Below are 23,957 nucleotides of genomic sequence, written 5' to 3' on the forward strand. Positions count from 1 at the left end.
AATATCAATCAATTTTTATAATCAACTCGAAGCCGAAATCATGCAAAAATTCGATACAAAAACATTCCAAGGGCTGATTCTTGCACTGCAAGATTTTTGGGCTCGACAAGGTTGTGCAATCGTACAGCCACTTGATATGGAAGTGGGCGCAGGTACATTCCACCCACAAACATTCTTACGTTCAATTGGTCCTGAGCCGATGAGTAGTGCATACGTACAACCATGTCGTCGTCCGACAGATGGTCGTTATGGTGAAAACCCTAACCGTCTGCAACATTACTACCAGTTCCAAGTGGTATTAAAACCTTCACCTAAAAACATTCAAGAACTTTATTTAAAATCACTTGAAGAGATAGGTATCGATACTTCTATTCATGATATTCGTTTCGTTGAAGATAACTGGGAATCTCCAACATTAGGAGCTTGGGGACTAGGTTGGGAAATCTGGTTAAACGGGATGGAAGTAACGCAATTCACCTATTTCCAACAAGTTGGTGGTTTAGAGTGTGCACCAGTAACCGGTGAAATTACTTATGGTCTTGAGCGTATTGCAATGTACATTCAAGGCGTTGAAAGCATTTATGATCTTGTTTGGACAGATGGTCCAATGGGTAAAGTGACCTACGGTGACATTTTCCATCAAAATGAAGTTGAGCAATCAACTTACAATTTTGAGCATGCTGATGTTGATGCACTTTTCACACAGTTTGACCAATGTGAAAAAGACAGCCAAAAATTGATAGCATCAGATCTGCCTCTACCTGCCTACGAGCAAGTGATGAAAGCATCGCACATCTTTAATTTACTTGATGCACGCCATGCCATTTCAGTTACGGAACGTCAACGTTACATCTTACGTGTACGTGCTTTATCGAAAGCAGTAGCCGAAGCGTATTATGCAAAACGTGAAGCGCTTGGTTTCCCACTATGTAAAAATTTAGATAAATAGAGGCTAATGATGTCACAAGAAAATTTACTGATTGAACTGGGAACCGAAGAGTTACCACCGAAATCATTACGCCAACTTGCTGAGTCTTTTGCTAGCAACGTTGAAGCAGAACTTCAAAAAGCGGAACTTGCATTTGAAAGTGTTAAGTGGTTTGCATCGCCAAGACGTTTAGCATTGGTTGTTAGCCATTTAGAAGCAGCTCAAGCTGATAAAATTGTAGAAAAACGTGGACCTGCTGTCAGTGTTGCTTTTGATGATCAGGGGAATGCAACGAAAGCAGCTGAAGGCTGGGCGCGTTCAAACGGTATAACTGTTGCACAAGCTGAACGCCTTGTTACTGATAAAGGTGAATGGCTACTGTTTAAGGCAGAAGTAAAAGGCCAAGAAGTTGCGCAACTCATTCCTGAAATTGCCGCAGAAGCATTAGCTAAGTTACCTATCCCTAAACCGATGCGTTGGGGAGCAACGGCTACTCAGTTTATTCGTCCTGTTCATACTGTGTGTATGTTATTCGGTCAAAAACTGATTCAAGGTGAATTGTTAGGTGTTCAATCCGATCGTACTATCCGTGGACATCGTTTCCTTGGCGAAGCAGAGTTAACCATCAACCACGCTGATGAATATGAAGCACTTTTAGATGACAGCGGTAAAGTCATTGCCGATTATGAGCGTCGTAAAGCGATTATTCGCGAGCAAGTTGAAGCGCTTGCTGCGCATGAAAATGGCGTTGCTGCGATTGATGAAGGATTACTTGAAGAGGTGACTTCATTAGTTGAATGGCCTGTTACCCTTGCGGGCTCATTTGAAGAGAAATTCTTAGACGTTCCTTCAGAAGCACTTATCTATACAATGAAAGATCATCAAAAATACTTTCCTGTTTTAGATAAAGCTGGCAATTTATTACCACGTTTTATTTTTGTTTCGAATATTGTTAGTCGTGATCCTGCACAAGTAATCGAAGGTAACGAAAAAGTTGTTCGTCCTCGTTTAGCGGATGCAGAGTTCTTCTTTGAGACCGATAAAAAGAAAACTTTAGAAAGTCGTCTTGAGTCACTTTCAACAGTACTTTTCCAAAAGCAGTTAGGTACATTAAAAGAGAAATCTGAGCGTATTGCTAATGTGGCAGAAAGTATTGCGCTAAAAATTGATGCTGACGCAACACATGCAAAACGTGCTGGCCTACTTTCAAAAACTGATCTTATGACTGAGATGGTTTTAGAATGTCCAGACGTGCAAGGTATTATGGGGATGTATTACGCGCGTTTTGACGGCGAAGCTGAAGAAGTTGCGGTTGCATTAAATGAGCAATATTTACCACGTTTTGCGGGTGATAAATTACCAACATCTTTAGTTGCTTGTGCCGTTTCATTAGCAGACAAACTAGATACATTAGTCGGTATTTTTGGTATTGGACAAGCTCCCAAAGGGGCTGCTGACCCATTTGCACTTCGTCGTGCTGCTATTGGTTTACTACGTATTATTAAAGATAAAACACTTGATTTAGATATCGTTGAATTAGTTGAAATAGCTAAGACACAATATGTCGGTAAGCTAAATAATGATAATGTAGTGAACGATGTGGTTGACTTCTTATTTGCGCGTTTCCGTGCAACTTATCAAGCAAGCGGCTTCACTGCAGAGCTAATTCAATCTGTTCTTGATCGTCGTCCAACTAAACCCGTTGATTTTGAAAAACGTATTCAAGCTGTTGCTAAGTTCCAAGAACTTCCGGAAGCAGAGCCAATTGCAGCAGCTAACAAACGAATTTCAAATATACTTGCGAAAGTAAAAGGCGAAATCAATATCGATGTTGACAGTAATTTGTTTGAAGAGGATGCTGAGAAAGCATTAGCTGAAAAATTAGGCTCTCTAGAAAGCAAGCTAAGCCCTTTATTTTTAGTCGGAGACTACGAGGCAGCCTTGTTTGAACTTGCTTCTCTACGTGCGCCTGTGGACCTGTTCTTTGATAACGTGATGGTGATGGCTGAAAATGAAGCGGTTAAGCAGAATCGTCTAGCACTTTTAAATCGATTACGTAATTTATTTTTACAAGTTGCAGATGTATCTGTTTTATAAAAAGAGTGGCTTCTTGACTAGGTAGCCCTACTTTATTATTTAAAAGCTCAGTATATACTGAGCTTTTTTGTATCTATTTAACCAATAGTGTTTCACGTGAAACGTTATTGGTTATACCAATAACGCTAATATAGTGATCAAATATTACGCAGGAAAAAGGAGTTAGTTCAAGGCGAAAATTGATGCAAATGGTTGTTCCCTTTGCGAAATTTTTAACGCTGAAATAGCTTCTTTTAACCAGTAAGATTGAACAGTTATTTAGTGGATTTGGTATTAAATAGATTTATTGTTAGTCATTAATTATGAGTTAAATTAATTCATTAATGAAAAAATATTTTGAGCTAACAGCTAACAGCTAACAGCTAACAGCTAACAGCTAACAGCTAACAGCTAACAGCTAACAGCTAACAGCTAACAGCTAACAGCTAACAGCTAACAGCTAACAGCTAACGGTTTCACGTGGAACATCAATAAAATTTAACTAGGAAAGAAAATGCCCTACTCAATATTTGGAAATAAATTTACACAGCATTCTGGCATTACGGAATTGATGGATGATCTTAATGCGGGCGTACAAGGTGGCGATGATATTCTAATGTTAGGTGGTGGTAACCCTGCCTCTATCCCGGCAATTAATGATCGATTAACTGAATTAATGCAACAGTTATTGAGCGAAGGTAATTTAATAAATACATTAGCTAATTACGATGGTCCACAAGGTAAGAATACATTTATTGATGCCTTGGCTACATTGTTTAATGATCTTTACGATTGGGATTTAAGTAGTGAAAATATCATGCTAACTAATGGTAGTCAGAACGCTTTTTTCTATCTATTTAACCTATTAGGGGGGAATTTTAGTTCTGGTAAAAAGAAAAAAATATTATTTCCACTTGCACCAGAATATATTGGATATGCAGACGCTAGTGTTTCTGAAGATGCATTTGTTGCAGTTCGGCCTAAGATAAGCGAGTTAGATAATGGCTTATTTAAATATAATGTAGACTTTGATGCATTAAGTATTGATAAAGATATTGGCGCTATATGTGTGTCGCGTCCAACTAATCCTACGGGTAACGTGTTAACAGATGAAGAGATTGTTCATTTAGATCAATTGGCGCAGGATAACAATATTCCATTGATTATTGATAATGCTTACGGCACACCATTTCCTAATATTATATTTGAAGAAGTCACCCCTTTTTGGAATAGTAATACTATCTTGTGTTTAAGTCTTTCTAAGTTTGGATTGCCAGGGGCTCGTTGTGGCATTGTCATTGCAAATCCAGCTATCATCAAAGCAATGTCGAATCTCTCAGGTATCATGGCACTTTCCCCCGGAGGAATCGGACCAGAAATAACATTGCCACTAGTAAAAACTAAGGAGATTTTAACGCTCAGTAATGAGGTAATTAAACCCTTTTATTATAAAAAATCTCAGCAAGCGATTACTCTATTACAAGAAAAAATTAACACCCCAAATTTTAAAATTCATAAAGCAGAAGGTGCGCTGTTTTTATGGTTATGGTTTAAAGACCTGCCAATAAGCTCTAATGAGTTATATAAACGATTAAAAGCTAAGGGACTATTAATCGTTTCTGGACATTATTTTTTTCCAGGATTGGACCAGCAATGGCCACATACGCAACAGTGTATTCGACTTAATTATGCTCAGGATGATGACGTCGTTTTGCGTGGTGTTGAGATTCTTGCTCAAGAGATTAATGAGCTTTATAAAAGTTAAGTTTACTCTATATAGTGATTCAAGCTTAAAAATAGGTCATAGTGTTTCACGTGAAACTATCATGGAGAATAAAAATGAAAGAAGAGTTTAAAGTTGATGGTAAAGGTATTTTGTACTTCTTAACATCGAGAAAATTAGTCTTAGAAAATAAAAGCAACGTAACTATCTTTGATTTACAACTACTCTGGTTCTTAGTTGCGATGGTTTTCCTGTCAGGTTTTATCGTTGTAGGCTTAATTATAAGCTTGTTGTTAGGCTGTAAAATTAGCATTATTGATACCAGTTCGATGCATGTACGAAAAGATAATGCTAAGTAATTCATATTTAGAAAAATAAGGTATTACAAGACGACCATTTTTAGTTAAAGCATGTGTAAATCAGAGTTGGATTAAGTAGATGCCACCAATAATACATCTTCGTAAGCTTAAGGCGATAGATAAACCCTACGTATTTGAATTGCTATTAGATGCCGAGGTGATGCGTTTTATTGGACCGAGAAAAGCGCTTTCTCGATTAGAAGCGGAGAAGTGGTTTAACACTGAGATGACAACTGCTTATCGTTATGTAGTTGCCTTATCTGCAACAGATGAATTTGTGGGCTTTTGTGGTATGAAAAAAATCGATGGTATAATGGATTTTGGCTATTTTATACGCCAAAAATACTGGGGGAAAGGTTATATACAATTAGCCTGTGAGCTAGTTTTAAATGAGCTCAGTAAATCCTTCGATATTAGCCATTTTCAGGTTTTTATAGCTAATGATAACTTAGCAAGCCTAGCGATAGCCCGAAAGATGAATTGGTTACCACTTCAAGAAGCCAGTAATAATTTTGGTGAAAAAGGCCACTATTTTCAACTGGTACAACATCTGCTAATTGAAGGTGTTTGATGGATATAATTGAAAAGAGCACTGCTATTCATTATCAGTGGGGAGATAACTGTGATGGTTGGCATTTAGTAAAATCAAAACAACTAAGTGTTATACAAGAACGAATGCTAGCCGGTTGTTGTGAATCTAATCACTATCACCAAAATGCAGAACAGTTCTTTTATATTATTTCCGGCCTTGCTACGATGAAGCTTAAGAATAAAACATTAACTCTTAAAGCTGGTGAAGGTGTACATATTGAAGCCGGTACCGCACATCAACTATGTAACGAAAGTGAACATGAGTTGAACTTTATAGTTACTTCAGCCCCACCAAGCCATGGTGATAAACAAGAAATATAAAGGTTAAAACGTAGATAAAAACTAAATTATCTACTTAGATCCCCCCCAATAGTTTACCTGCTTCTTTTCGAGTAGAGCACAATAGAGTAGAAATATCGTCTTCAATATCCATTGTTCGAGCGATTGCAACAGTACCAATAATCATCGCTGTGACTGCCATTACTTGTGCCTTACTACAGTGAGAGTATTTGTTAGCATAGTAATATATTAAATCGTTCATACCTTTATAAGTTTTCGAGTAAGCTATTTTTGCTTCGCTATTTTGAGTCACAACATCAGTAACTAAAAAGGCCAATGGGCAGGCCCTTTCACCTTTTACGTGTTCAATGCTTAAGTAGAAGTCTAATAATTGGATCAGCCATTTTTGATCTGAAATTTGAATTGGTTTTAACTGTGCTAATTGACTATTGTTTGCTGCGAGTTCGATAGCTTTACTATATAACATTACTTTACTATCAAAATGAGCATAGAAAGCACCGCGGGTTAATCCACAATTCTTCATTATGTCGTTAATGGTGACACACTCAAAACCTTTTGTTGTAAAGAGTTGAAAAGCACTCCTGAGGATCCGTTGGCGAGTTTTATCTTTATGTTGTTTGGTATACGGCATTAGCGACTCTTAATATGATCTTTAACATATATAATATGCCATCTATGATAGCTTATTAAGTAAAAGGAGCCTTTCATGGAAAAAGCTAACGGTAAGTGTCATTGTGGAGCAGTAACTTGGGTAGCGACTTTACCAGTAACTACTGTTATTCAGTGCCACTGTCAAAATTGTCGTAAATTACAAGGCAGTGATTACAGTAGTTGGGTTGTGGTAGCGGAAGAAAATTTTAAAGTTAAAAGTGGTATCGCTTGTATATCACATTATCACTTTAATGATCGCTCTCAAAAATCATTTTGCCGGCACTGTGGGAGTGTTGTTTATGGCGTTAATGGCAAACATTTCCCTAGCCATAAATTATTTTCTTTAGGTAATATTATTGATTACTGTGAACAATTAAAGCCACAGCTTTCTGTCTATAAAGAATATGCTGTGCCGTGGTGCAAAAGTTAATAATTTTACTGTTTTAGTTATTTATCCGAGAAGTTGTAATAAAGTGAAATCATACTTACATAATTATTTATGAATACTCGGTTTATGGATGCCAATTTAAAAATATTGTTGGTTTATATTTCTAAAATTGACCAAGTACATATGTTCCACGTGAAACAGGTATGGATATTATATGGAGTTATCAGTACAACTAAAGTTTGACCAATACCCGCACAGGGCGAAGCAGGTATTATTATTATTACGTGAAACTATTTTTGAAGTCGCTGAGTATCACGGTATCGATGATCTGCAAGAAACTTTGAAATGGGGAGAGCCAAGTTATCTTAGTAAAAAGGGAAGCACTGTAAGATTTGATTGGAAAAGTAAATATCCCGATCAATTTTGTATTTATTTTAATTGCAAAACCTCTTTAATTGATACTTTCAAAGAGCTATATGGAGATGTATTTATCTTCGAAGGGAAACGTGCTTTAGTATTCAATTTGAATGCTGACGTGCCTTGGGAACCATTAAAACACTGTTTATCACTGTCACTTCGATACCATAAAATAAAGCATTTACCCTTGCTAGGGGCTTAAATAATCATTCGAAGAAAATGTTTAACCATTCTTACCCCAAATTATAGATAGGTTATTCTTATCGCTTTAATTGTGTTACTAGGCTATTCAAAACCTCACTAATGCTTTTGATCATGTCACTAGAGTCATCGATTTTTTGCATGTTTCTGGTGACCTTTTGAGTGTGTTGTTCAATCGTTTTAGTATTTTGAGCGACTTCATTGATGGTCATCGCCTGCTCTTCAGTTGCAGAGGCGATACTGCTGTTATACACGTATATGTTATCAATTATCTCTGCAACGGATTTTAATTCAACCTTTACAGCTAAGCTATGTTCGGCACAATCAGTTGCTACACGACTCTGCTGTAAAACATAATCATTAGCCTGTTTTGCAGTATTGGTTAGTTGGTTGATAATCGCTTGTATCTCACCAGTAGAGTCAGCTGTGCGAATAGCTAAGGCACGCACTTCATCTGCAACTACAGCAAAGCCTCGGCCCTGCTCACCTGCTCTTGCTGCTTCTATGGCTGCATTTAGTGCCAGTAAATTAGTTTGCTCGGATACATTATTAATCACATCCAATACATTATTAATAGAATGGGTATCAGTACTCAACTTTTCTACTAATTTGCTTAAAGAAAGAATGTTATCTGCAAGCTGTCTTGTTTTGCCGGCTTCAATATCAAGGGCCTGATCAGCTTTACTCACTAATTTAACTGCTTTATCGGTTTGTTGAGAAGTTTCAGATGCATTTTGAGTGACTTCATTAAATGAATTAGATAATTGTCCGATTGCGACAATCACTAGCTCTGTTTGTTGACGTTGTAATTCACTGCTTTGGTTGGCTTGTTGAGTGCGTTTTTGTAGCTCATTGCTCGCAGTTAATGCCTGCTGTGACTGTTGTTGTAGTGAATTAGTCAATGTTGCTAAATACTCTTGAAGGTGCAAACTGCGTTTCTTAACACTTTTAATTTCAGAAAGTTGGCTTTCAATATTAAGTGATTGACTAAAATCGCCACTGGCAAGGCGGTTAAAAAAGGGCGTTAGCTGTCTTATAAAAGCGAGGCTTTTTAGTTGTAAAACAACCATTAAAGTTATCATGATAATAAAAAGTAAAAGCGCGATTGCACCGATTATTTTCACTTTGTTTGTAATTTGTTGTTTTTGTAATTCAACTACAGAAGCAAATTGTGCGAAATTATTAGTTAAATTATCAAAGCTTTTACTGAGATCTAGACGACTTTCTGTTACCGCTTTTAGCATGTTAATCGTATTGACTAACTCTTTTTCATATCGATTACTGAGGCTGTATAGTTCGTCAATATTTAGTAGCGCTAAATCGATAACTTCAGGATCATCAAAGCTAAACTCATCAACTTCTTCGCTTTCTATTACGCCTAAATCAGGTAGCTGATACAGCGATTTGACGCTCTTTTTAATATCATTATTAGCATCGAGCAATGTCGCTTTGATGGACTCATTGTTATCACTTATATAACGTTGCCTTAAATGCCCAACTTTCTGGAGTTGTAGGCTGACAGTTAACAAGATTGTTTGGTATTCACTTTTAACAGTCAAAGGTTCGGATGACTTACTGAGAATATTAATAAAGTCATCAATAATATTTCTTCTCTCTAATTCATTATTTACTAAAAGCGCTTCTGGTTGTGCTGCTAATTTTCCAGCCGCCCTAGCCTCTTGAATCGCAGTTTCTAGATGAGTTATTGTTTGGTTTATCGTGTTTAATTGTTTTTTTGATAGCCAATTAATAGGTTGTTTTTTTAACTCGTTAAGCTGTTTTTCAGCATGTAGCAGTATCCCTGCATCACCAGAGTTGAGGTATTGCTCCAACGGAATTGCGATATTTTGGTTTAAGGTAGATTTTATTTGATGATATTCGTTATTAATTTGATAGGGTCTGTCCATTGCCTGCCAAGCCCATACGATAAAGATACTGATAAATAATAATAGGATGGCGATGCTTGTGGTGATTAATTTCGTGAGGAAGTTTATTGACATAAAGTACGCCCAATTTTAGTTTTTTAAAATCATACGTAACAACTGCTGCGGAAATATTTCAGTTGTAATTCCAGTCCCACTAAATAGTTAATCAACTTTTTTATCGCTTAACTTAAGTTTTGAATAAGCAGGCAATACAATAACGCTATTTCCGCGAACATTTTTGTTAAGTTATCTAACCATAATCAGTTGTTGCAGCGAAAATTCACCTCGAATTACGCAAAATTTATAGCACCGTACATTAAAAATACTTTAATGCTTTTACTGATCAGGATGAGTTTTTTAAATGGAGATACAAAAAAACCAGCACGAGAGCTGGTTTTGGTTTGTTAGTGAAGCTTAGCTATTAATTAGATATCTAAGTTCTCTACACGTAATGCATTATCTTCAATGAAGTTACGACGTGGTTCAACGTGATCGCCCATTAACGTGCTGAATAGTTGGTCAGCGCCAACTGCATCTTCAATACGTACTTGTAACATGTGGCGTGTATTTGGATCCATCGTTGTGTCACAAAGCTGATCAGGGTTCATCTCTCCTAATCCTTTGTATCGTTGAATGTAAAGGCCACGTTTTGATTCGTTCATCAACCAGTTCACAGCATCAATAAAGTGGCTTACTTCGCGTTTACGTTCACCACGTTGGATATAAGCGCCCTCTTCCAATAGCCCTGAAATTTCAGCACCAACAGAAGCAACCGCTTTATAACCATCTGAGCCGAAGTATTCTTCATCAAAAGTATAATAAGACTCCACACCATGTTTACGGATAGTGAAGATAATATTATGGCTTAACTCATCTTCAGATTTTTCAATATCTGCACTGTAAATTGTGCCTTCAAAATCTTCTGCGTTTAAAGTCTCAACGATATCATTAGTCCATGCAGTTGCCTGTTCTTTATTGGCAAGTTGCTCAGTTGTTAGTTGTGGCTTGTAAATAAGCTTATCTAAAATTACTGATGGGTAACGACGTTTTAATCGGTTAATTGTGTCTTGTACACTACGGTAACGTTGAATTAGCCCTTCAAGTGCAAGACCTGAGATACCTGGTGCATCTGGGTTTACATGCAGTGAAGAGTTTTCCATTGCTAAGGTAGTTAAATACGTTTGTAACTCTAACTCATCTTTAACGTAGGTTTCTTGCTTGCCTTTTTTCACTTTGTAAAGTGGAGGCTGGGCAATATAGATATAACCATTTTCAATCAGTTCTGGCATTTGACGATAGAAGAAGGTCAATAACAGTGTTCGGATGTGAGAACCATCGACATCGGCATCGGTCATGATAATGATGCGGTGATAACGTGTTTTCTCTGGGTTATATTCATCACGTCCGATACCACAACCTAGTGCGGTGATCAGTGTTGCAACCTCTTGTGAAGACAACATTTTATCGAAACGTGCTTTTTCTACGTTAAGAATTTTACCTTTTAACGGTAAAATAGCTTGGTTTTTACGGTTACGACCCTGCTTAGCACTACCGCCAGCAGAGTCCCCTTCCACAATGTATAGTTCAGAAAGTGCCGGATCTTTTTCCTGACAATCTGCTAATTTACCTGGCAAACCTGCTAAATCTAAAGCACCTTTACGACGTGTCATATCACGTGCTTTACGGGCAGCTTCACGCGCTCGAGCAGCATCGATAATTTTTGAGGTGATGATTTTAGCTTCTGTTGGATTTTCCATTAAGAAGTCTTGTAAGTTCTCACCCATTGCACTTTCAACAATAGGACGTACTTCAGATGAAACAAGACGGTCTTTAGTTTGTGAAGAGAATTTTGGATCGGGAACTTTAACAGAGATAACCGCTGTTAAACCTTCACGAGAATCACCGCCTTCAGTGGCTGTTTTATTCTTCGCATTCTTAACTTTTGCTAACTCTTTTTCCATGTAGGCATTTAAAGTACGTGTTAAACCACCACGGAAACCTGTTAAATGCGCACCACCATCACGTTGTGGAATGTTGTTAGTGAAACAGTAGATGTTTTCTTGGAAACCATCATTCCACTGCATAGCAACTTCAACGCTAATGTCATCTTCGCCTTCTACTGAGAAGTGGAAGATTTTTTGGTGGACTGGTGATTTGTTTTTATTTAAAAACTCGATGAAAGATTTTATCCCACCTTCATAACAGAAGTGGTCAGATTTACCTTCTTCACGCTTATCAATTAACTTAATTGAAACACCTGAATTTAAGAATGACAGCTCACGTAATTTTTTAGCGAGAATATCATAATGGAAAAGTACATCTGAGAAAGTCTCTTCACTTGGCCAAAAACGAATTTCTGTACCAGTATTCTCAGACTCTCCAATCACTTCAAGTGGCGCATCTGGCTCACCATGTGTGTATGACTGTTGGTGAATTTTACCGTGACGTTTAACCGTTAAGCGTAGTTTTTTAGATAGTGCGTTTACAACAGAAACACCTACACCATGCAAACCACCTGATACTTTATATGAGTTATCATCGAATTTACCGCCAGCGTGAAGTACTGTCATAATAACTTCTGCTGCTGAAACGCCTTCTTCTTCATGGATATCAACTGGAATACCACGTCCATCATCGCGAACAGAGACACTACCATCAGTATGGATAGTGGTAATAATATCGCTACAGTGACCTGCTAATGCTTCATCGATTGAGTTATCAAGAATCTCAAACACCATATGATGTAGACCAGTACCGTCATCGGTATCACCAATATACATACCTGGGCGTTTACGAACTGCGTCTAACCCCTTTAGTACTTTAATACTTGACGAATCATAACTATTTTCAGTCATAAAGCTTTCACCTATTAGTTTTCTAGTTGTTCTGTAATCTGACCATGTTCCACGTGAAACACGCTGTTTTTTTGCGTAAAAAGTTTATCGATATTATCAGGTTCAATAACAGTGATAAACAGTTGAGCGCCTGACTCTGCAATATGTTTTGCTAATATTTGTTGTTTGTTCTGATCAAGCTCAGAACTAAAATCATCTATTAGAAAAATACACTGTTTTTTATCTATGCTATTTAAAAATAAGCCCTGTGCAAGTTGTAATGCGTATACAAACAATTTTAGTTGTCCACGTGATAACACATCTGCAACAGGAAATGCTCCTATTTTAAAACGGATATCCGCTTTTTGAGGCCCTGCTGTTGTGTAACCAAGTTGACTATCGCGTGGAAAGTTATCACGTAAATATTCAGCTAACGACTTATTGTTTCTATCCCACCCACAAAAGAACTGACAGCTAATATCAAAGTCGGGTAAAAAATCATTTAAGGTGCTTTTTATAAGTACTAACAACTGTTCAAAATATGCTTGTCGCTGTGTACTAATTTTCTCACTTAAAAGACAAAGTTCATTATCCCACAGTTGCAACTCATTGTACGTTTTACATTGCTTTAAAGCGGCATTACGCTGTTTTAATAGTCGCTTTATACGTGCCCAATTGTGATAAAAGAGAGGATCATGGTAAAAAACTCCCCAATCGAGAAAAGCACGCCTGTTTTTGGGGCTTCCTGATAATAAAGTACTACTTTCAGGAGTAATTAATTGTATGGGTAAATAGTGAGTTAGATCAGATAATTTTTTTGCAATAGCACCATTTATCTTAAGTGTGGTATCGCCATTTTTAGATTTTTGTAGGCCGATTGGTGTGGCTAAATTTGCCTGCATGACCTCACTAAAAATTGTAAATTCTTTATGATCGTGCTGCACAATGCGGCTGGTTAAGTGGCTACGGAAAGAGCGGCCTAACCCTAAAAAGTAGATCGTTTCTAATAGGGAGGTTTTACCACTACCATTGTCACCGACAATAATATTAATTTTATTATTAAAGGTAAGCTCTGCATGGTTAATATTACGGAATTGATGGATGACTAATTTAGAAAGTGACATCAAAAAACTCCGTTAATAGAGGCAATTTTATGTATCTGATAGTGTATTAAAGGCGCATTGGCATAAGTACATAAAGTGAGTCATCGCTATCGGTAGACTCAATTAATGTACTGTGGTCTGAACTGCTTAGTGTGATTTTAACCTGATCACTTTTAAGTGTATTTAATACATCTAAAACGTAGCTAACGTTAAAGCCTATTTCGAGAGGCTCAGACTGATAACTAACATCAATATACTCTTCTGCCTCTTCACGTTCTGGATTGTTTGCAGTAATTTGTAAGAGGTTTTCAGAGAGCGTTAAACGCACGCCTCGAAATTTCTCGTTTGATAATATAGCAGCACGGGTAAATGCTTGCTTTAAAGAATCTCGACTTGCAAGTAGCTCTTTATCGCCATTACGTGGAATAACACGACGATAATCAGGAAAACGCCCATCAACCAATTTAGTGGTGAAAATAAAGCCACCAATAATTGCTCGTAAATTATTCTGACCTATTTGAAGAGTAACGTTATCTTGCTCGTTATCTAATAGTTTAACCAGTTCTAACACACCTTTTCGTGGCACGATAATTGATTGTGCTTCAATCTTTTCTGGTAATGTTATTGCAGAGGAAGCTAAACGATGTCCATCCGTTGCAACACTGCGTAAGCTGTTTTCACTCGCCTCAAAGTACATACCATTAAGGTAATAACGAACATCTTGGCTTGCCATTGCAAACTGGGTAAATTCGATAAGTTTTTTAAATTCACCCTGCATAACAGTGAGTTCAAGTAAGCTGTTCCATGATTCAATGTTTGGAAAATCGATAGCTGGTAACGAAGAGAGTAAGTAGCGGCTTCGCCCAGAGCGAATGGTGACCTTTTCATTTTTCACTTCAAAGGTAATTTCACAGGGGTCTGATAAACCGCGGCAAATATCTAATAATTTACGTGCAGGGACGGTGATCACTCCATCCACTGAAGGTTGTTCGAGTGCGATTTGAGTAATTAACTCAACTTCTAAATCGGTTCCCGTTAAGCTTAATAGGCCCTGTTTCACTTCTATTAATATATTACCCATAATAGGCAATGCTGGTCGTCCGCCAGCTACTGATCCCACAACCAATTGCAGTGGGCGTAAGAAAGCTTCACGTGAGATGGAAAATTTCATGATTAGGTAACCTTTACATCGAAAGTGTGCGGATCAGGATTTTGTAATCTTCTTGAATATCGTTATTTTCATTACGTAACTCTGCCACTTTACGACAAGCGTGTAAAACTGTTGTGTGGTCGCGACCACCAAAAGCTTCACCAATTTCTGGCAAACTATGCTGTGTTAACTCTTTTGCTAAGGCCATGGCAATTTGACGTGGGCGAGCAACGGTTCGTGTACGGCGTTTTGAAGCCATGTCGGAAATTTTAATACGGTAATGTTCTGCCACTACTTTTTGAATGTTATCAATCGTGGTCTGTTTGGTATGTACAGCAAGCATATCACGCAGTGCATCTTGCACTAACGAGATAGTGATATCTTGTCCTGTAAATTGTGCTTTCGCTGAAATATTAGCAATCGCCCCTTCTAGTACACGTACATCGGTAATAGTGAGACGTTTAGCAATAAAGAAGGCCACATCATCAGGCAATGTTAAACCACGCTCTTCTGCTTTGCTGATTAGGATTGCAACACGCGTTTCTAGCTCCGGTGGATCGATTGGAATCGACAGTCCCCAACCAAAACGAGTACGCAAACGTTCATCGATACCTTCAATCTCTTTAGGGAAGCGATCACTGGTTAAAATAACCTGTTGATGGCCATCTAACATAGAGTTAAAGGTTTGAAATAATACTTCCTGTGAGCGTTCTTTACCGGCAAAGAAGTGAATATCATCAATAAGTAGCGCATCTAACGAAGCGTAATACTCTTTAAATTGCTCGATAGTGTTATTACGAATTGCGTTGATCATATCCTGTACAAAGCGTTCTGAACGAATATAAACAACTTTACTGTCAGGGTTTTCGGCAACAATCGCATTACCTACTGCGTGTAATAGATGTGTTTTACCTAAACCTGGATGCGCATATAAAAACAGTGGGTTATAAACGCCACCCGGATTTTCAGCAATTTGCTGTGTCGTAGCAATCGCAAAGTTATTCGATTTACCTTCAACAAAGTTATCAAAGGTAAAACGTTTAATGAGATTACTTTTATGTGCAACCGGATCCGCTTTGCTGACGCCTTGCCAAGGGTGATTGGTATTTAATTGAGGTGCAATTGGTGTCGCTGTTGGTGCCGTTTCAGTCGATTCTGGTTTACCAACTAATAAGCGGATCTGAATACTGTGGTTTGGATCTTCAACTTGTGCGAGTAACTTTACTTTATTTTCGATAATTTCCATAAAGTTATTACGTACCCAATCGCTAGTAAATTTGTTTGGAGAGTATAGCGATAGCACGGAATTAGCGTATCCGGCTTGTAATGGGCGCAACCATGTACTGAAGTCACTCTTTGACAATTCATCTTTTAATTGTGCTAAGCACTCTTGCCAAATAGCGAGGGACATGACTAACTCCAGTTGTGAAATTCAGGGCGGATAATTCTACAGACAAGATCGAGATCAATCCACAAGATCCTGCGATCTTTTTGCAAAAATAGATCATTAAAGTCATTGTGATTAGAGGGGCTATATAAATGCTAAACAGTGGCGCTTCCTACTATGTCGTAAATTTAAACAAATATACAAAGATCACCGATAGATCCTTGCTTATTAATGGTGCTTCTATATAATCCACCCACCCAAACTTTCGAGTATGGCAAGCAATTAATATCTACCTTATTTAAGCGAATGCTTTTTAAGGGAATTATTTAATGTGCGTGAAAGAGGTATCTGTGATTGACTTTTAGTCAATCAATACATAGAATTCGCTCTCTTTTTAATCGGCTAACCTTTTAATTTTATTCTTTAAGCTAACTTTTTAAGTTAATTTAACGTTGTAAAGTGAAAATATTAGCTACTGTACAGTACTTAACATAAGTGGAAAAGAGCATGAAACGTACTTTTCAACCAAGTAATCTTAAGCGTAAGCGTTCACACGGTTTCAGAACTCGTATGGCGACTAAAAATGGTCGTAACGTACTAGCTCGTCGTCGTGCTAAAGGCCGCGCAAGCTTAAGCGCATAATTTCCCAGACGTGGAAAATTATTCGTATTCTCGGGAGTTACGTCTGTTAACTCCTGAAGATTTTCAACCTGTTTTTAAGAATGCTATTCCAGCAGTCTCACCGCATCTAACTCTTCTCGCTCGAAAAAACACCTTAGATCATCCTCGAATTGGCATGGCTATACCTAAAAAGCATATTAAACTTGCTGTTGGGCGTAATCGTATCCGTCGTGTAGTAAGAGAACAGTTCCGCCATCAACAACACCAACTTCCTGCAATTGATATTGTTGTCATTGCAAAAGCGGGTATTGCGGATTTATCAAATCAAGAAATTAATAAAGTTTTGGATAAATTATGGCGAAAATTAGTGCAGCGTTGCAGTGGATAGTCATTAAATTCATTCGTGGTTATCAGTTAATTATCAGTCCGATGATTGGCCCACGATGCCGTTTTACACCAAGCTGTTCACATTATGCGATCGAGGCGATAAAATTACACGGATTAGTAAAAGGATGTTGGCTAGCAGGCAAACGTCTTATAAGATGCCAACCTTTAAGTGAAGGTGGTTACGATCCTGTGCCTACTTGTTGTCATAAAAGTTGTCAAAAAACAGATTCAATTAATAAAAGAGATTAGTAAACGTTATGGAATCCCAACGCAATTTATTGTTACTTGCCCTACTGTTTGTAAGCTTTTTGCTTTATCAAGCATGGGTGACAGATCAAAATCCTCAGCCAGTTGCTGCCGCGCAAACGACTGAACAAACAGCAAACACCAGTGACTCAGTACCTTCAAGCAGTAATTTTAGTGCTGATGTACCTGCATCGACTGAAACAGCTGCAGTGAATGAAGTATCGACACAGTCAGTAACTAGCAAATCGGTTACTTTAGAAAATGATACACTTCGCCTTGCTATCTCATTGCAGGGTGGTGATGTTATCTCTGCTGATCTACTTGAACATAATACAGAGTTGGATTCTGGCGAACCCTTCCGTATTTTAGACAGTGGTAATGGCTTTACTTATATCGCACAGAGTGGGTTAATTGGCCAACAAGGACCTGATGCTAACAAAAATGGTCGCCCTGTTTATAACGCAAGTATAGAAAGTGCTGTGATTACTGAGGGGCAAGATGCAGTATCTACGTCTCTCAAGTATGTTGATGCAAACGGTAATATATTTATCAAAACCTTTACGCTTAAACGTGGCGAATATGTGGTTAATGTTAATTACCAGATTCAAAATAACAGCGCAGAAGCATTAAATGTTCAATTATATGGGCAATTAAAAGAGACGATCAAAGATACAGGTACTAACATGATGATGCCTGTTTATCGTGGTGGTGCTTTCTCGACGAGTGATACGCGTTATCAAAAGTACTCTTTTGATGATATGAAAGATGGGCCACTGACTAAGACAACAGAGGGCGGTTGGGTAGCGATGCTGCAACATTACTTTGTTTCTGCTTGGGTACCTTCACCAGATCAGAGTAATGTTCTATATAGTCGTATTGTTTCACAAGGTAGGGATGCAACAATTGGTTTTAAAGCACCTTTACAAACAATTAATGCCAATAGCACTGCAAACATTGAAACCAATCTATGGGTTGGTCCTAAATTGCAGGATGAAATGTCACAGGTCGCTAAACACTTAGATTTAACGGTAGACTACGGCTGGTTATGGTTTATCGCACAACCACTGTTCCAATTACTGTTATTCTTCCAAGGTATTGTAGGTAACTGGGGTGTGGCAATCATCTTAATTACGTTTACCGTTAAAGGGCTTTTATACCCATTAACTAAAGCGCAATACACTTCAATGGCGAAGATGCGTCTTCTTCAACCTAAGATTCAAGCGTTACGTGATCGCTACGGTGAAGACCGTCAAAAAGTATCTAAAGCGATGATGGAGATGTACAAGAAAGAGAAAGTTAACCCATTAGGTGGTTGTTTCCCTATTCTTTTACAGATGCCTATTTTCATCGCTCTATACTGGTCATTAATGGAGTCGGTTGAACTGCGCCATGCACCGTTTATGTTATGGATTCAAGATTTATCGGTACAAGACCCATACTACGTACTGCCTATTTTAATGGGTGTGAGTATGTTCTTTATTCAAAAGATGTCTCCAACGACTGTGCAAGATCCAATGCAACAGAAAATCATGAAGTTTATGCCAGTTATCTTCACGTTCTTCTTCCTATGGTTCCCTGCAGGCCTAGTACTTTACTGGCTAGTAAGTAATATTGTTACCCTTGCTCAACAGACTTATATTTATAAGCAGTTTGAGAAGCAAGGGTTGAGTGAGAAGAAGTAAGCTTCTGACTCTACAGTAATTAAAAGGCGACTTATTAGTCGCCTTTTTGCTTTTAGGAATCAGGATAGGTGCAAACTTTATCCTGTTTAATACCAATGGAATTTAGAAAGTGATACCAATTCCGCTAATATAGTGATCAAATATTACGCAGAAAAAAGGAGTTAGTTTAAGGCGAAAATTGATGCAAATGGTTGTCCCTTTGCGAAATTTTTAACGCTGAAATAGCTTCTTTTAACCAGTAAGATTGATCAGTTATTTAGTGGATTTGGTATGATCTAGTATTGCGCAGGAAAAATTTAAACTACCAAGGCGTGAGATGCAGAAGTTAGTTTCTTTCCCTCCCTTCAAAACTCACAACACAGGTAGGGTAAATTTTAACAAGTAAGACTGATCAGCTTTTTAATTCGTTTGGTATAATTACACTATCAATTATTGACCTGTGCTTTAGCAGGTAGCGCTTAATCGGACTCAACAGGAAACACTATTATGATCGAAGTAACAGATACTATTGTTGCACAGGCAACAGCAACTGGCCGTGGTGGCGTAGGCATCATTCGAGTTTCGGGTCCTGATGTTGAGGCAGTGGCAAAAATTATACTGGGTAAGGTGCCTAAAGTTCGCTATGCCGAATACTTACCTTTTAATGATCATCAAGGCGATGTATTAGACCAAGGTATCGCCCTGCTGTTTAAAGCGCCAAACTCCTTTACAGGAGAGGATGTATTAGAGCTTCAGGGACATGGCGGACCAGTAGTGATGGATATGTTGATTAAAGCAATTCTCACCATTAAAAACATTCGTAGTGCAAACCCTGGTGAGTTTTCTGAACGTGCTTTTATGAATGATAAGCTTGATTTAGCACAAGCAGAGGCAATTGCCGATTTAATTGAAGCTACTTCGGAGCAAGCAGCGAAAAGTGCCCTGCATTCATTGCAGGGAGAATTTTCTCATAAAATTCATGATCTGGTAGAAAGCTTAATTCATTTACGTATCTATGTAGAAGCATCCATCGACTTCCCTGAAGAGGAGGTTGATTTCTTAAGCGATGGCAAAATAGCGACCGATCTATATCAGATTATCGATAACCTTGAGTCAGTAAAAGCACAAGCAAAACAAGGGGCTATATTACGTGATGGCATGAAAGTGGTCATTGCGGGTCGTCCGAATGCGGGCAAATCAAGCCTACTAAATAGCCTTGTAGGCAAAGAGAGTGCGATTGTGACTGATATTGCAGGCACAACACGTGATGTGATGCGCGAACATATCCATATTGATGGTATGCCACTACATATTATTGATACCGCAGGACTTCGTGAAGGTGCTGATGAAGTTGAGAAAATAGGTATTGAACGCGCATGGGCTGAGATAAAAAGTGCTGATCGCGTTTTATTTATGCTGGATGCGACAACCACCGAATCTTCTGATCCGCATGAAATTTGGCCTGATTTTATCGATAAATTACCTGAATCCGTAGGGTTAACGGTGGTGCGTAATAAAGCGGATTTAACTGGTGAGGCATTAGAGGTCACTGAAGATCATCATCATCCCGTATACAGAATTTCAGCTAAAACAGGTTTAGGCTTAACCCCACTTAAAGAGCATTTAAAAGATATCATGGGCTATCAAGGCTCGACAGGCGGTGGGTTTATGGCACGTCGTCGCCACTTAGAAGCCATTGATAATGCTGAACGTCATCTGCAGGAAGGGAAGGTCCAACTCGAAGAGTATAAAGCGGGAGAGCTGTTAGCTGAAGAGTTACGTTTAACGCAACAGTATTTAAGTGAAATCACGGGAGAGTTTAGTTCGGATGATCTTTTAGGGCGTATATTTTCTAGTTTTTGTATTGGTAAATAACGGATAAGTTCCATGATAAGTAGTTAAAATACTATTTTTTTTCATTTCTTTGTTAAATTACCTTGATATTGATAACAGTTATCATTAATATCGGCTTCGAAATTGAACTTAGATCACTTTTTGACAGAATTTGAAAGGTTGTCATATTTTTGTCATGAACAAGCTCTAAGCTTCTTTTTGTCAACAGCGATGAATAGCAATTTGCTAATCGGTATAGCTGCTAAACATAATTGAACCGAATTTACATAATAATAACTTTTAAATTAAACACGGAAGAATCATGAAAAAAACTCTATTAGCTACTGCAATTTTATCTGGCCTAGTTTCTGCAACAGCTGGCGCTGCAACTGTATACGATAATGATGGAACAACTATGAAAATCGGCGGTCGTGCTGAAGTTCGTGGTGAGTTTGTTGATACAGGTGATCAAACAGTTAAAGATAAAAGCCGTGCACGTATTAACTTTAACGGTAAAACACAAATCTCTGAAAACCTAACAGGTTTTGGTTTCATGGAATATGAAATTAAGCCAGATAGCTCACTATCAAACCGTTACCTATTCGCTGGTTTTGGTACTCAAGTAGGTGATTTTTCTTACGGTAAGCAAGATACTTCAAACGTACAAATCTCTGATATGACGGATATTGCATCTGTACATTCAGGTATTCAACAAATTGCTGATTCTTCTTCAGATAAGCAAAGCAACACTTTCTTATACTCTGGTACTTTTGCTGACGCATTAACAGTACAAGCTAACTTTACAGCTGATGATGCAGATTCTGATGAAGATGCTTACGGTATCTCTGCACTTTACGGTTTTGACTTTGGTCTAGACCTAGGTGCATCTTTCTCTAGCCAAGATGAGTTTGATCAAGCAACATTAGGTGCTGCTTACACATTAGACAAATTATACGTTGCTGCAACATATGCAATGGGTTCTGCTGATGCAAACAATGACTTCACTTCATTAGAAGCAACTGTTCAATACAAATTCACTAAAGAGTTCCGTTTAATCGGTATGCTTGGTATGGCTGACGTAGAAGATACAGATACAGAAGATTTCTTTGCATTAGAAGCACAGTACCGCTTCAACAAATCTATCCGTACTTACATTTCATACGCAGTAAACAATCTTGATGGTGCAGAAGATTCATTAGTTGCAGGTATTCGTTACAACTTCTAATCACTTTATTTATTAAAGTCATTATTAAATCCCAGCTTAGGCTGGGATTTTTTATTTCACCGCTTTATTATGCTCCACTCTTTAAGATCCTATCAATTAATACTTTTAAACTAATACCAAAAGAATTAAAAAGCTTATCTCTTCGTTGAATTCTCATAAAGAGAAAAACAGTTACGTTAAATTTCGCCTTGAACTAAGTCACTTTTTTACACCAACCAGATTGATGTGCGATAACAAACACAATGTAGTATTTGCCTTGTATAAGCAGTCAAATAAGACTTTATCTTGTATTATACAAAATCAACTAAATAACTGATCAATCTTACTGGTTAAAAGAAGCTATTTCAGGGTTAAAAATTTCGTAAAGGGAACAACCATTTGCATCAATTTTCGCTTTGAACTAACTCCTTTTTCCTGCGTAATATTTGCTCACTATACTAACGGAATTGGAATTATTTGCTATTGACCTATTTAATTGCAGCATATAACCACAGGGTTGTTTTAAAATTAAGTTGAGAGATCAACAGGCCCTAGGCTTCTTCTTCAATACCATTGATATCCTTCTAAAATCTGTATATATCGCTCTATTGTGACTATCTGTTTATTATATTTAGCTACTGATAGTAAATTTATTTCAATTTTTATAAGCATGTACTGTCAATTGCTACCTATTTTGATAAAGATCTTTTTTGTTTAAAAAGTGGCTGTAAGAGATCGACCATTGATCAATAAGGATATCGTGTTTAAAAAGAAATATTATCTACCCTACATTTAAATGGTTTTGGTTTAAGTTGTTGATTTTTATGTGTTTGTTTGTTTTGATGTTTTTGTGAATTACTTTTAACTGTTTTTGTATCGTTAATTTTCTTGTTAACGGCGTATTATCTATTTCGTAAACACGACGTCGCTTACAGGATGTAGGTAACATCGGATTACATTGTCAGGATGACAAGTTGGACATTCTCAGGATGAGAAGTGATAGAACAGGATGTTTTATCGTTAAGGACAACAAAAGGAACAAACTACAGGATGTAGTTAAGGAACACCTTTCAGGATGAAGGGAATATAATAACTAGGACGGTTATTATTAGTCAGGATGACAAGTGAAGGACACCTCCTAAGGAAAGGGAGATGATTGATAAGCAGGATGTTTATCTAATACGGATGTAAAAATGGAAGTGCCCAATGGATTGGGAAGTGGACGCCTAGATAGGCATAGTCAAAAGGATGCGAAGCAGGGAGCACCAACTATCACGGATTAAGATAGAGTGACTAAATTAAGGGCAGCTTCGGCTGCCCTTTTCATTTCCTGTAAAATAATTTTCTTTTCATATAAATACCTTCTCTTATTAATAACTCTTTTTACAAAACTTATTTTATTGTACCTTGTAAGCTTTAATAATAATTTTCATTGTTATCCCACCTACTCATTTATAATTATGATTTATAGGTTGAAATTTTCGCAAAGGGAACACCATTCACGTCAAATTTCGCCTGGGGTTAAGTTACTTTTCATGCGTAAAATTTAGTTCATATACTTCATTCGATCTGTATCATTTTTAAAATTCCATTGGCATAAACAATTCAATTGGTTGTTTTATGAATGTAGCTTGTTCATTCTTAGAGGAATTTCTTCTAACGGATAGCAAAACGTCTTTTCGTTTTGCGTACTGTTTGACGTAATCAAATAGAGCAAGGAACAGAGCCGTATTCAACCCGTCGGGCAACATTTTCAGACCATTTTTACTGCGTTTTCGCCTGCTGATGTGGAATAACCACACTTCATAGGTTCTGCCTTGTATAAAAGCAAAATGGCTTTTTATTTTGTATTGCATGGTATTGACGAAGTCATTACAGCAATAGCCAACAAATTGTTGCCAAAACAAACTCGAAAGATCAACAGGCCCTAGTGTTAGCTAGATCACAACTAATTTTTAGCCTCAAAATAACG

At 37.6% G+C, this 23,957-nt stretch carries 20 protein-coding genes; 14 read left to right on the top strand and 6 right to left on the bottom strand.

What is annotated here, in order from left to right; all coding sequences use genetic code 11:
• The first annotated feature begins 40 nt into the window (after positions 1 to 40).
• The 6 genes from glyQ to CW745_RS12735 all read left to right on the top strand — a co-directional run bounded on the left by glyQ (position 41) and on the right by CW745_RS12735 (position 5,998).
• Complete coding sequence (glyQ, locus tag CW745_RS12710; protein ID WP_101109069.1) at positions 41 to 949, top strand: glycine--tRNA ligase subunit alpha; 909 nt, start codon at positions 41 to 43, stop codon at positions 947 to 949.
• A 9-nt stretch (positions 950 to 958) separates the two neighbouring features.
• A complete protein-coding gene (gene glyS / locus CW745_RS12715) occupies positions 959 to 3,025 on the top strand; it encodes a glycine--tRNA ligase subunit beta (protein ID WP_101109070.1) in 2,067 nt (688 codons plus the stop codon).
• Between the two features lie 493 nt (positions 3,026 to 3,518).
• Positions 3,519 to 4,769: a valine--pyruvate transaminase gene (locus CW745_RS12720; protein WP_101109071.1), complete on the top strand. Its 1,251-nt coding sequence runs from the start codon at positions 3,519 to 3,521 to the stop codon at positions 4,767 to 4,769.
• Positions 4,770 to 4,843: 74 nt separating this feature from the next.
• The gene (locus tag CW745_RS12725; RefSeq protein ID WP_101109072.1) at positions 4,844 to 5,086 is read left to right on the top strand and encodes a hypothetical protein; all 243 of its coding nucleotides are present in this window, start codon (positions 4,844 to 4,846) and stop codon (positions 5,084 to 5,086) included.
• A 79-nt stretch (positions 5,087 to 5,165) separates the two neighbouring features.
• Positions 5,166 to 5,657, top strand: a complete 492-nt coding sequence (locus tag CW745_RS12730; protein WP_101109073.1) for a GNAT family N-acetyltransferase — start codon at positions 5,166 to 5,168, stop codon at positions 5,655 to 5,657.
• A complete protein-coding gene (locus CW745_RS12735) occupies positions 5,657 to 5,998 on the top strand; it encodes a cupin domain-containing protein (RefSeq protein WP_101109074.1) in 342 nt (113 codons plus the stop codon). Before CW745_RS12730 ends, CW745_RS12735 begins: the two co-directional genes overlap by 1 nt.
• A 34-nt stretch (positions 5,999 to 6,032) precedes the next feature.
• On the opposite strand, the gene CW745_RS12740 is transcribed toward CW745_RS12735, so the two are convergent.
• Positions 6,033 to 6,608, bottom strand: a complete 576-nt coding sequence (locus tag CW745_RS12740) for a TetR/AcrR family transcriptional regulator (RefSeq protein ID WP_101109075.1) — start codon at positions 6,606 to 6,608, stop codon at positions 6,033 to 6,035.
• Positions 6,609 to 6,683: 75 nt separating this feature from the next.
• On the opposite strand from CW745_RS12740, the gene CW745_RS12745 reads away from it, so the two are divergent.
• Positions 6,684 to 7,058, top strand: a complete 375-nt coding sequence (locus tag CW745_RS12745; RefSeq protein ID WP_101109076.1) for a GFA family protein — start codon at positions 6,684 to 6,686, stop codon at positions 7,056 to 7,058.
• Positions 7,059 to 7,230: 172 nt separating this feature from the next.
• Positions 7,231 to 7,635: a DUF1801 domain-containing protein gene (locus tag CW745_RS12750; protein WP_101109077.1), complete on the top strand. Its 405-nt coding sequence runs from the start codon at positions 7,231 to 7,233 to the stop codon at positions 7,633 to 7,635.
• 58 nt (positions 7,636 to 7,693) lie between these two features.
• Here CW745_RS12750 and CW745_RS12755 read toward each other — a convergent pair whose 3' ends face one another.
• From CW745_RS12755 to dnaA, 5 genes are all read right to left on the bottom strand, one after another.
• Entirely contained in the window at positions 7,694 to 9,634 is a 1,941-nt protein-coding gene (locus CW745_RS12755; RefSeq protein WP_101109078.1) for a methyl-accepting chemotaxis protein, read from the bottom strand.
• A 350-nt stretch (positions 9,635 to 9,984) separates the two neighbouring features.
• On the bottom strand, positions 9,985 to 12,414 hold the full coding sequence (gene gyrB / locus CW745_RS12760; protein ID WP_101109079.1) for a DNA topoisomerase (ATP-hydrolyzing) subunit B: 2,430 nt from the start codon (positions 12,412 to 12,414) through the stop codon (positions 9,985 to 9,987).
• A 14-nt stretch (positions 12,415 to 12,428) separates the two neighbouring features.
• Positions 12,429 to 13,517 carry a DNA replication/repair protein RecF gene (gene recF, locus CW745_RS12765; RefSeq protein ID WP_101109080.1) on the bottom strand — a complete coding sequence of 363 codons (1,089 nt, stop codon included), beginning with the start codon at positions 13,515 to 13,517 and terminating at the stop codon, positions 12,429 to 12,431.
• A 46-nt stretch (positions 13,518 to 13,563) separates the two neighbouring features.
• Positions 13,564 to 14,667, bottom strand: a complete 1,104-nt coding sequence (gene dnaN / locus CW745_RS12770; protein WP_101109081.1) for a DNA polymerase III subunit beta — start codon at positions 14,665 to 14,667, stop codon at positions 13,564 to 13,566.
• 13 nt (positions 14,668 to 14,680) lie between these two features.
• Positions 14,681 to 16,057, bottom strand: coding sequence for a chromosomal replication initiator protein DnaA (dnaA, locus tag CW745_RS12775; protein WP_101109082.1), 1,377 nt, complete (start codon positions 16,055 to 16,057; stop codon positions 14,681 to 14,683).
• A 483-nt stretch (positions 16,058 to 16,540) separates the two neighbouring features.
• Between dnaA and rpmH the strand changes: the two genes are divergently transcribed.
• From rpmH to CW745_RS12805, 6 genes are all read left to right on the top strand, one after another.
• A complete protein-coding gene (gene rpmH / locus CW745_RS12780) occupies positions 16,541 to 16,675 on the top strand; it encodes a 50S ribosomal protein L34 (RefSeq protein WP_101109083.1) in 135 nt (44 codons plus the stop codon).
• 10 nt (positions 16,676 to 16,685) lie between these two features.
• Positions 16,686 to 17,042, top strand: a complete 357-nt coding sequence (rnpA, locus tag CW745_RS12785) for a ribonuclease P protein component (protein WP_101109084.1) — start codon at positions 16,686 to 16,688, stop codon at positions 17,040 to 17,042.
• Positions 17,009 to 17,290: a membrane protein insertion efficiency factor YidD gene (gene yidD, locus CW745_RS12790; RefSeq protein ID WP_101109244.1), complete on the top strand. Its 282-nt coding sequence runs from the start codon at positions 17,009 to 17,011 to the stop codon at positions 17,288 to 17,290. Before rnpA ends, yidD begins: the two co-directional genes overlap by 34 nt.
• 8 nt (positions 17,291 to 17,298) lie before the next feature.
• Positions 17,299 to 18,969, top strand: a complete 1,671-nt coding sequence (gene yidC, locus CW745_RS12795) for a membrane protein insertase YidC (RefSeq protein ID WP_101109085.1) — start codon at positions 17,299 to 17,301, stop codon at positions 18,967 to 18,969.
• A 486-nt stretch (positions 18,970 to 19,455) separates the two neighbouring features.
• On the top strand, positions 19,456 to 20,823 hold the full coding sequence (gene mnmE / locus CW745_RS12800; protein ID WP_101109086.1) for a tRNA uridine-5-carboxymethylaminomethyl(34) synthesis GTPase MnmE: 1,368 nt from the start codon (positions 19,456 to 19,458) through the stop codon (positions 20,821 to 20,823).
• 280 nt (positions 20,824 to 21,103) lie between these two features.
• Positions 21,104 to 22,006 (top strand): porin, encoded by a 903-nt coding sequence (locus CW745_RS12805; protein ID WP_101109087.1) that lies wholly within the window; start codon positions 21,104 to 21,106, stop codon positions 22,004 to 22,006.
• Positions 22,007 to 23,957 lie beyond the last annotated feature (1,951 nt).

The sequence above is a fragment of the Psychromonas sp. psych-6C06 genome (assembly GCF_002835465.1).
GTDB lineage: Bacteria > Pseudomonadota > Gammaproteobacteria > Enterobacterales > Psychromonadaceae > Psychromonas.

Bases quoted from the DNA above. Each gene is read 5' to 3' on its own strand.
- glyQ (WP_101109069.1), top strand. From the start codon at position 41: ATGCAAAAATTCGATACAAAAACATTCCAAGGGCTGATTCTTGCACTG.
- glyS (WP_101109070.1), top strand. From the start codon at position 959: ATGTCACAAGAAAATTTACTGATTGAACTGGGAACCGAAGAGTTACCA.
- CW745_RS12720 (WP_101109071.1), top strand. From the start codon at position 3,519: ATGCCCTACTCAATATTTGGAAATAAATTTACACAGCATTCTGGCATT.
- CW745_RS12725 (WP_101109072.1), top strand. From the start codon at position 4,844: ATGAAAGAAGAGTTTAAAGTTGATGGTAAAGGTATTTTGTACTTCTTA.
- CW745_RS12730 (WP_101109073.1), top strand. From the start codon at position 5,166: ATGCCACCAATAATACATCTTCGTAAGCTTAAGGCGATAGATAAACCC.
- CW745_RS12735 (WP_101109074.1), top strand. From the start codon at position 5,657: ATGGATATAATTGAAAAGAGCACTGCTATTCATTATCAGTGGGGAGAT.
- CW745_RS12740 (WP_101109075.1), bottom strand. From the start codon at position 6,608: ATGCCGTATACCAAACAACATAAAGATAAAACTCGCCAACGGATCCTC.
- CW745_RS12745 (WP_101109076.1), top strand. From the start codon at position 6,684: ATGGAAAAAGCTAACGGTAAGTGTCATTGTGGAGCAGTAACTTGGGTA.
- CW745_RS12750 (WP_101109077.1), top strand. From the start codon at position 7,231: ATGGAGTTATCAGTACAACTAAAGTTTGACCAATACCCGCACAGGGCG.
- CW745_RS12755 (WP_101109078.1), bottom strand. From the start codon at position 9,634: ATGTCAATAAACTTCCTCACGAAATTAATCACCACAAGCATCGCCATC.
- gyrB (WP_101109079.1), bottom strand. From the start codon at position 12,414: ATGACTGAAAATAGTTATGATTCGTCAAGTATTAAAGTACTAAAGGGG.
- recF (WP_101109080.1), bottom strand. From the start codon at position 13,517: ATGTCACTTTCTAAATTAGTCATCCATCAATTCCGTAATATTAACCAT.
- dnaN (WP_101109081.1), bottom strand. From the start codon at position 14,667: ATGAAATTTTCCATCTCACGTGAAGCTTTCTTACGCCCACTGCAATTG.
- dnaA (WP_101109082.1), bottom strand. From the start codon at position 16,057: ATGTCCCTCGCTATTTGGCAAGAGTGCTTAGCACAATTAAAAGATGAA.
- rpmH (WP_101109083.1), top strand. From the start codon at position 16,541: ATGAAACGTACTTTTCAACCAAGTAATCTTAAGCGTAAGCGTTCACAC.
- yidD (WP_101109244.1), top strand. From the start codon at position 17,009: ATGGCGAAAATTAGTGCAGCGTTGCAGTGGATAGTCATTAAATTCATT.
- yidC (WP_101109085.1), top strand. From the start codon at position 17,299: ATGGAATCCCAACGCAATTTATTGTTACTTGCCCTACTGTTTGTAAGC.
- mnmE (WP_101109086.1), top strand. From the start codon at position 19,456: ATGATCGAAGTAACAGATACTATTGTTGCACAGGCAACAGCAACTGGC.
- CW745_RS12805 (WP_101109087.1), top strand. From the start codon at position 21,104: ATGAAAAAAACTCTATTAGCTACTGCAATTTTATCTGGCCTAGTTTCT.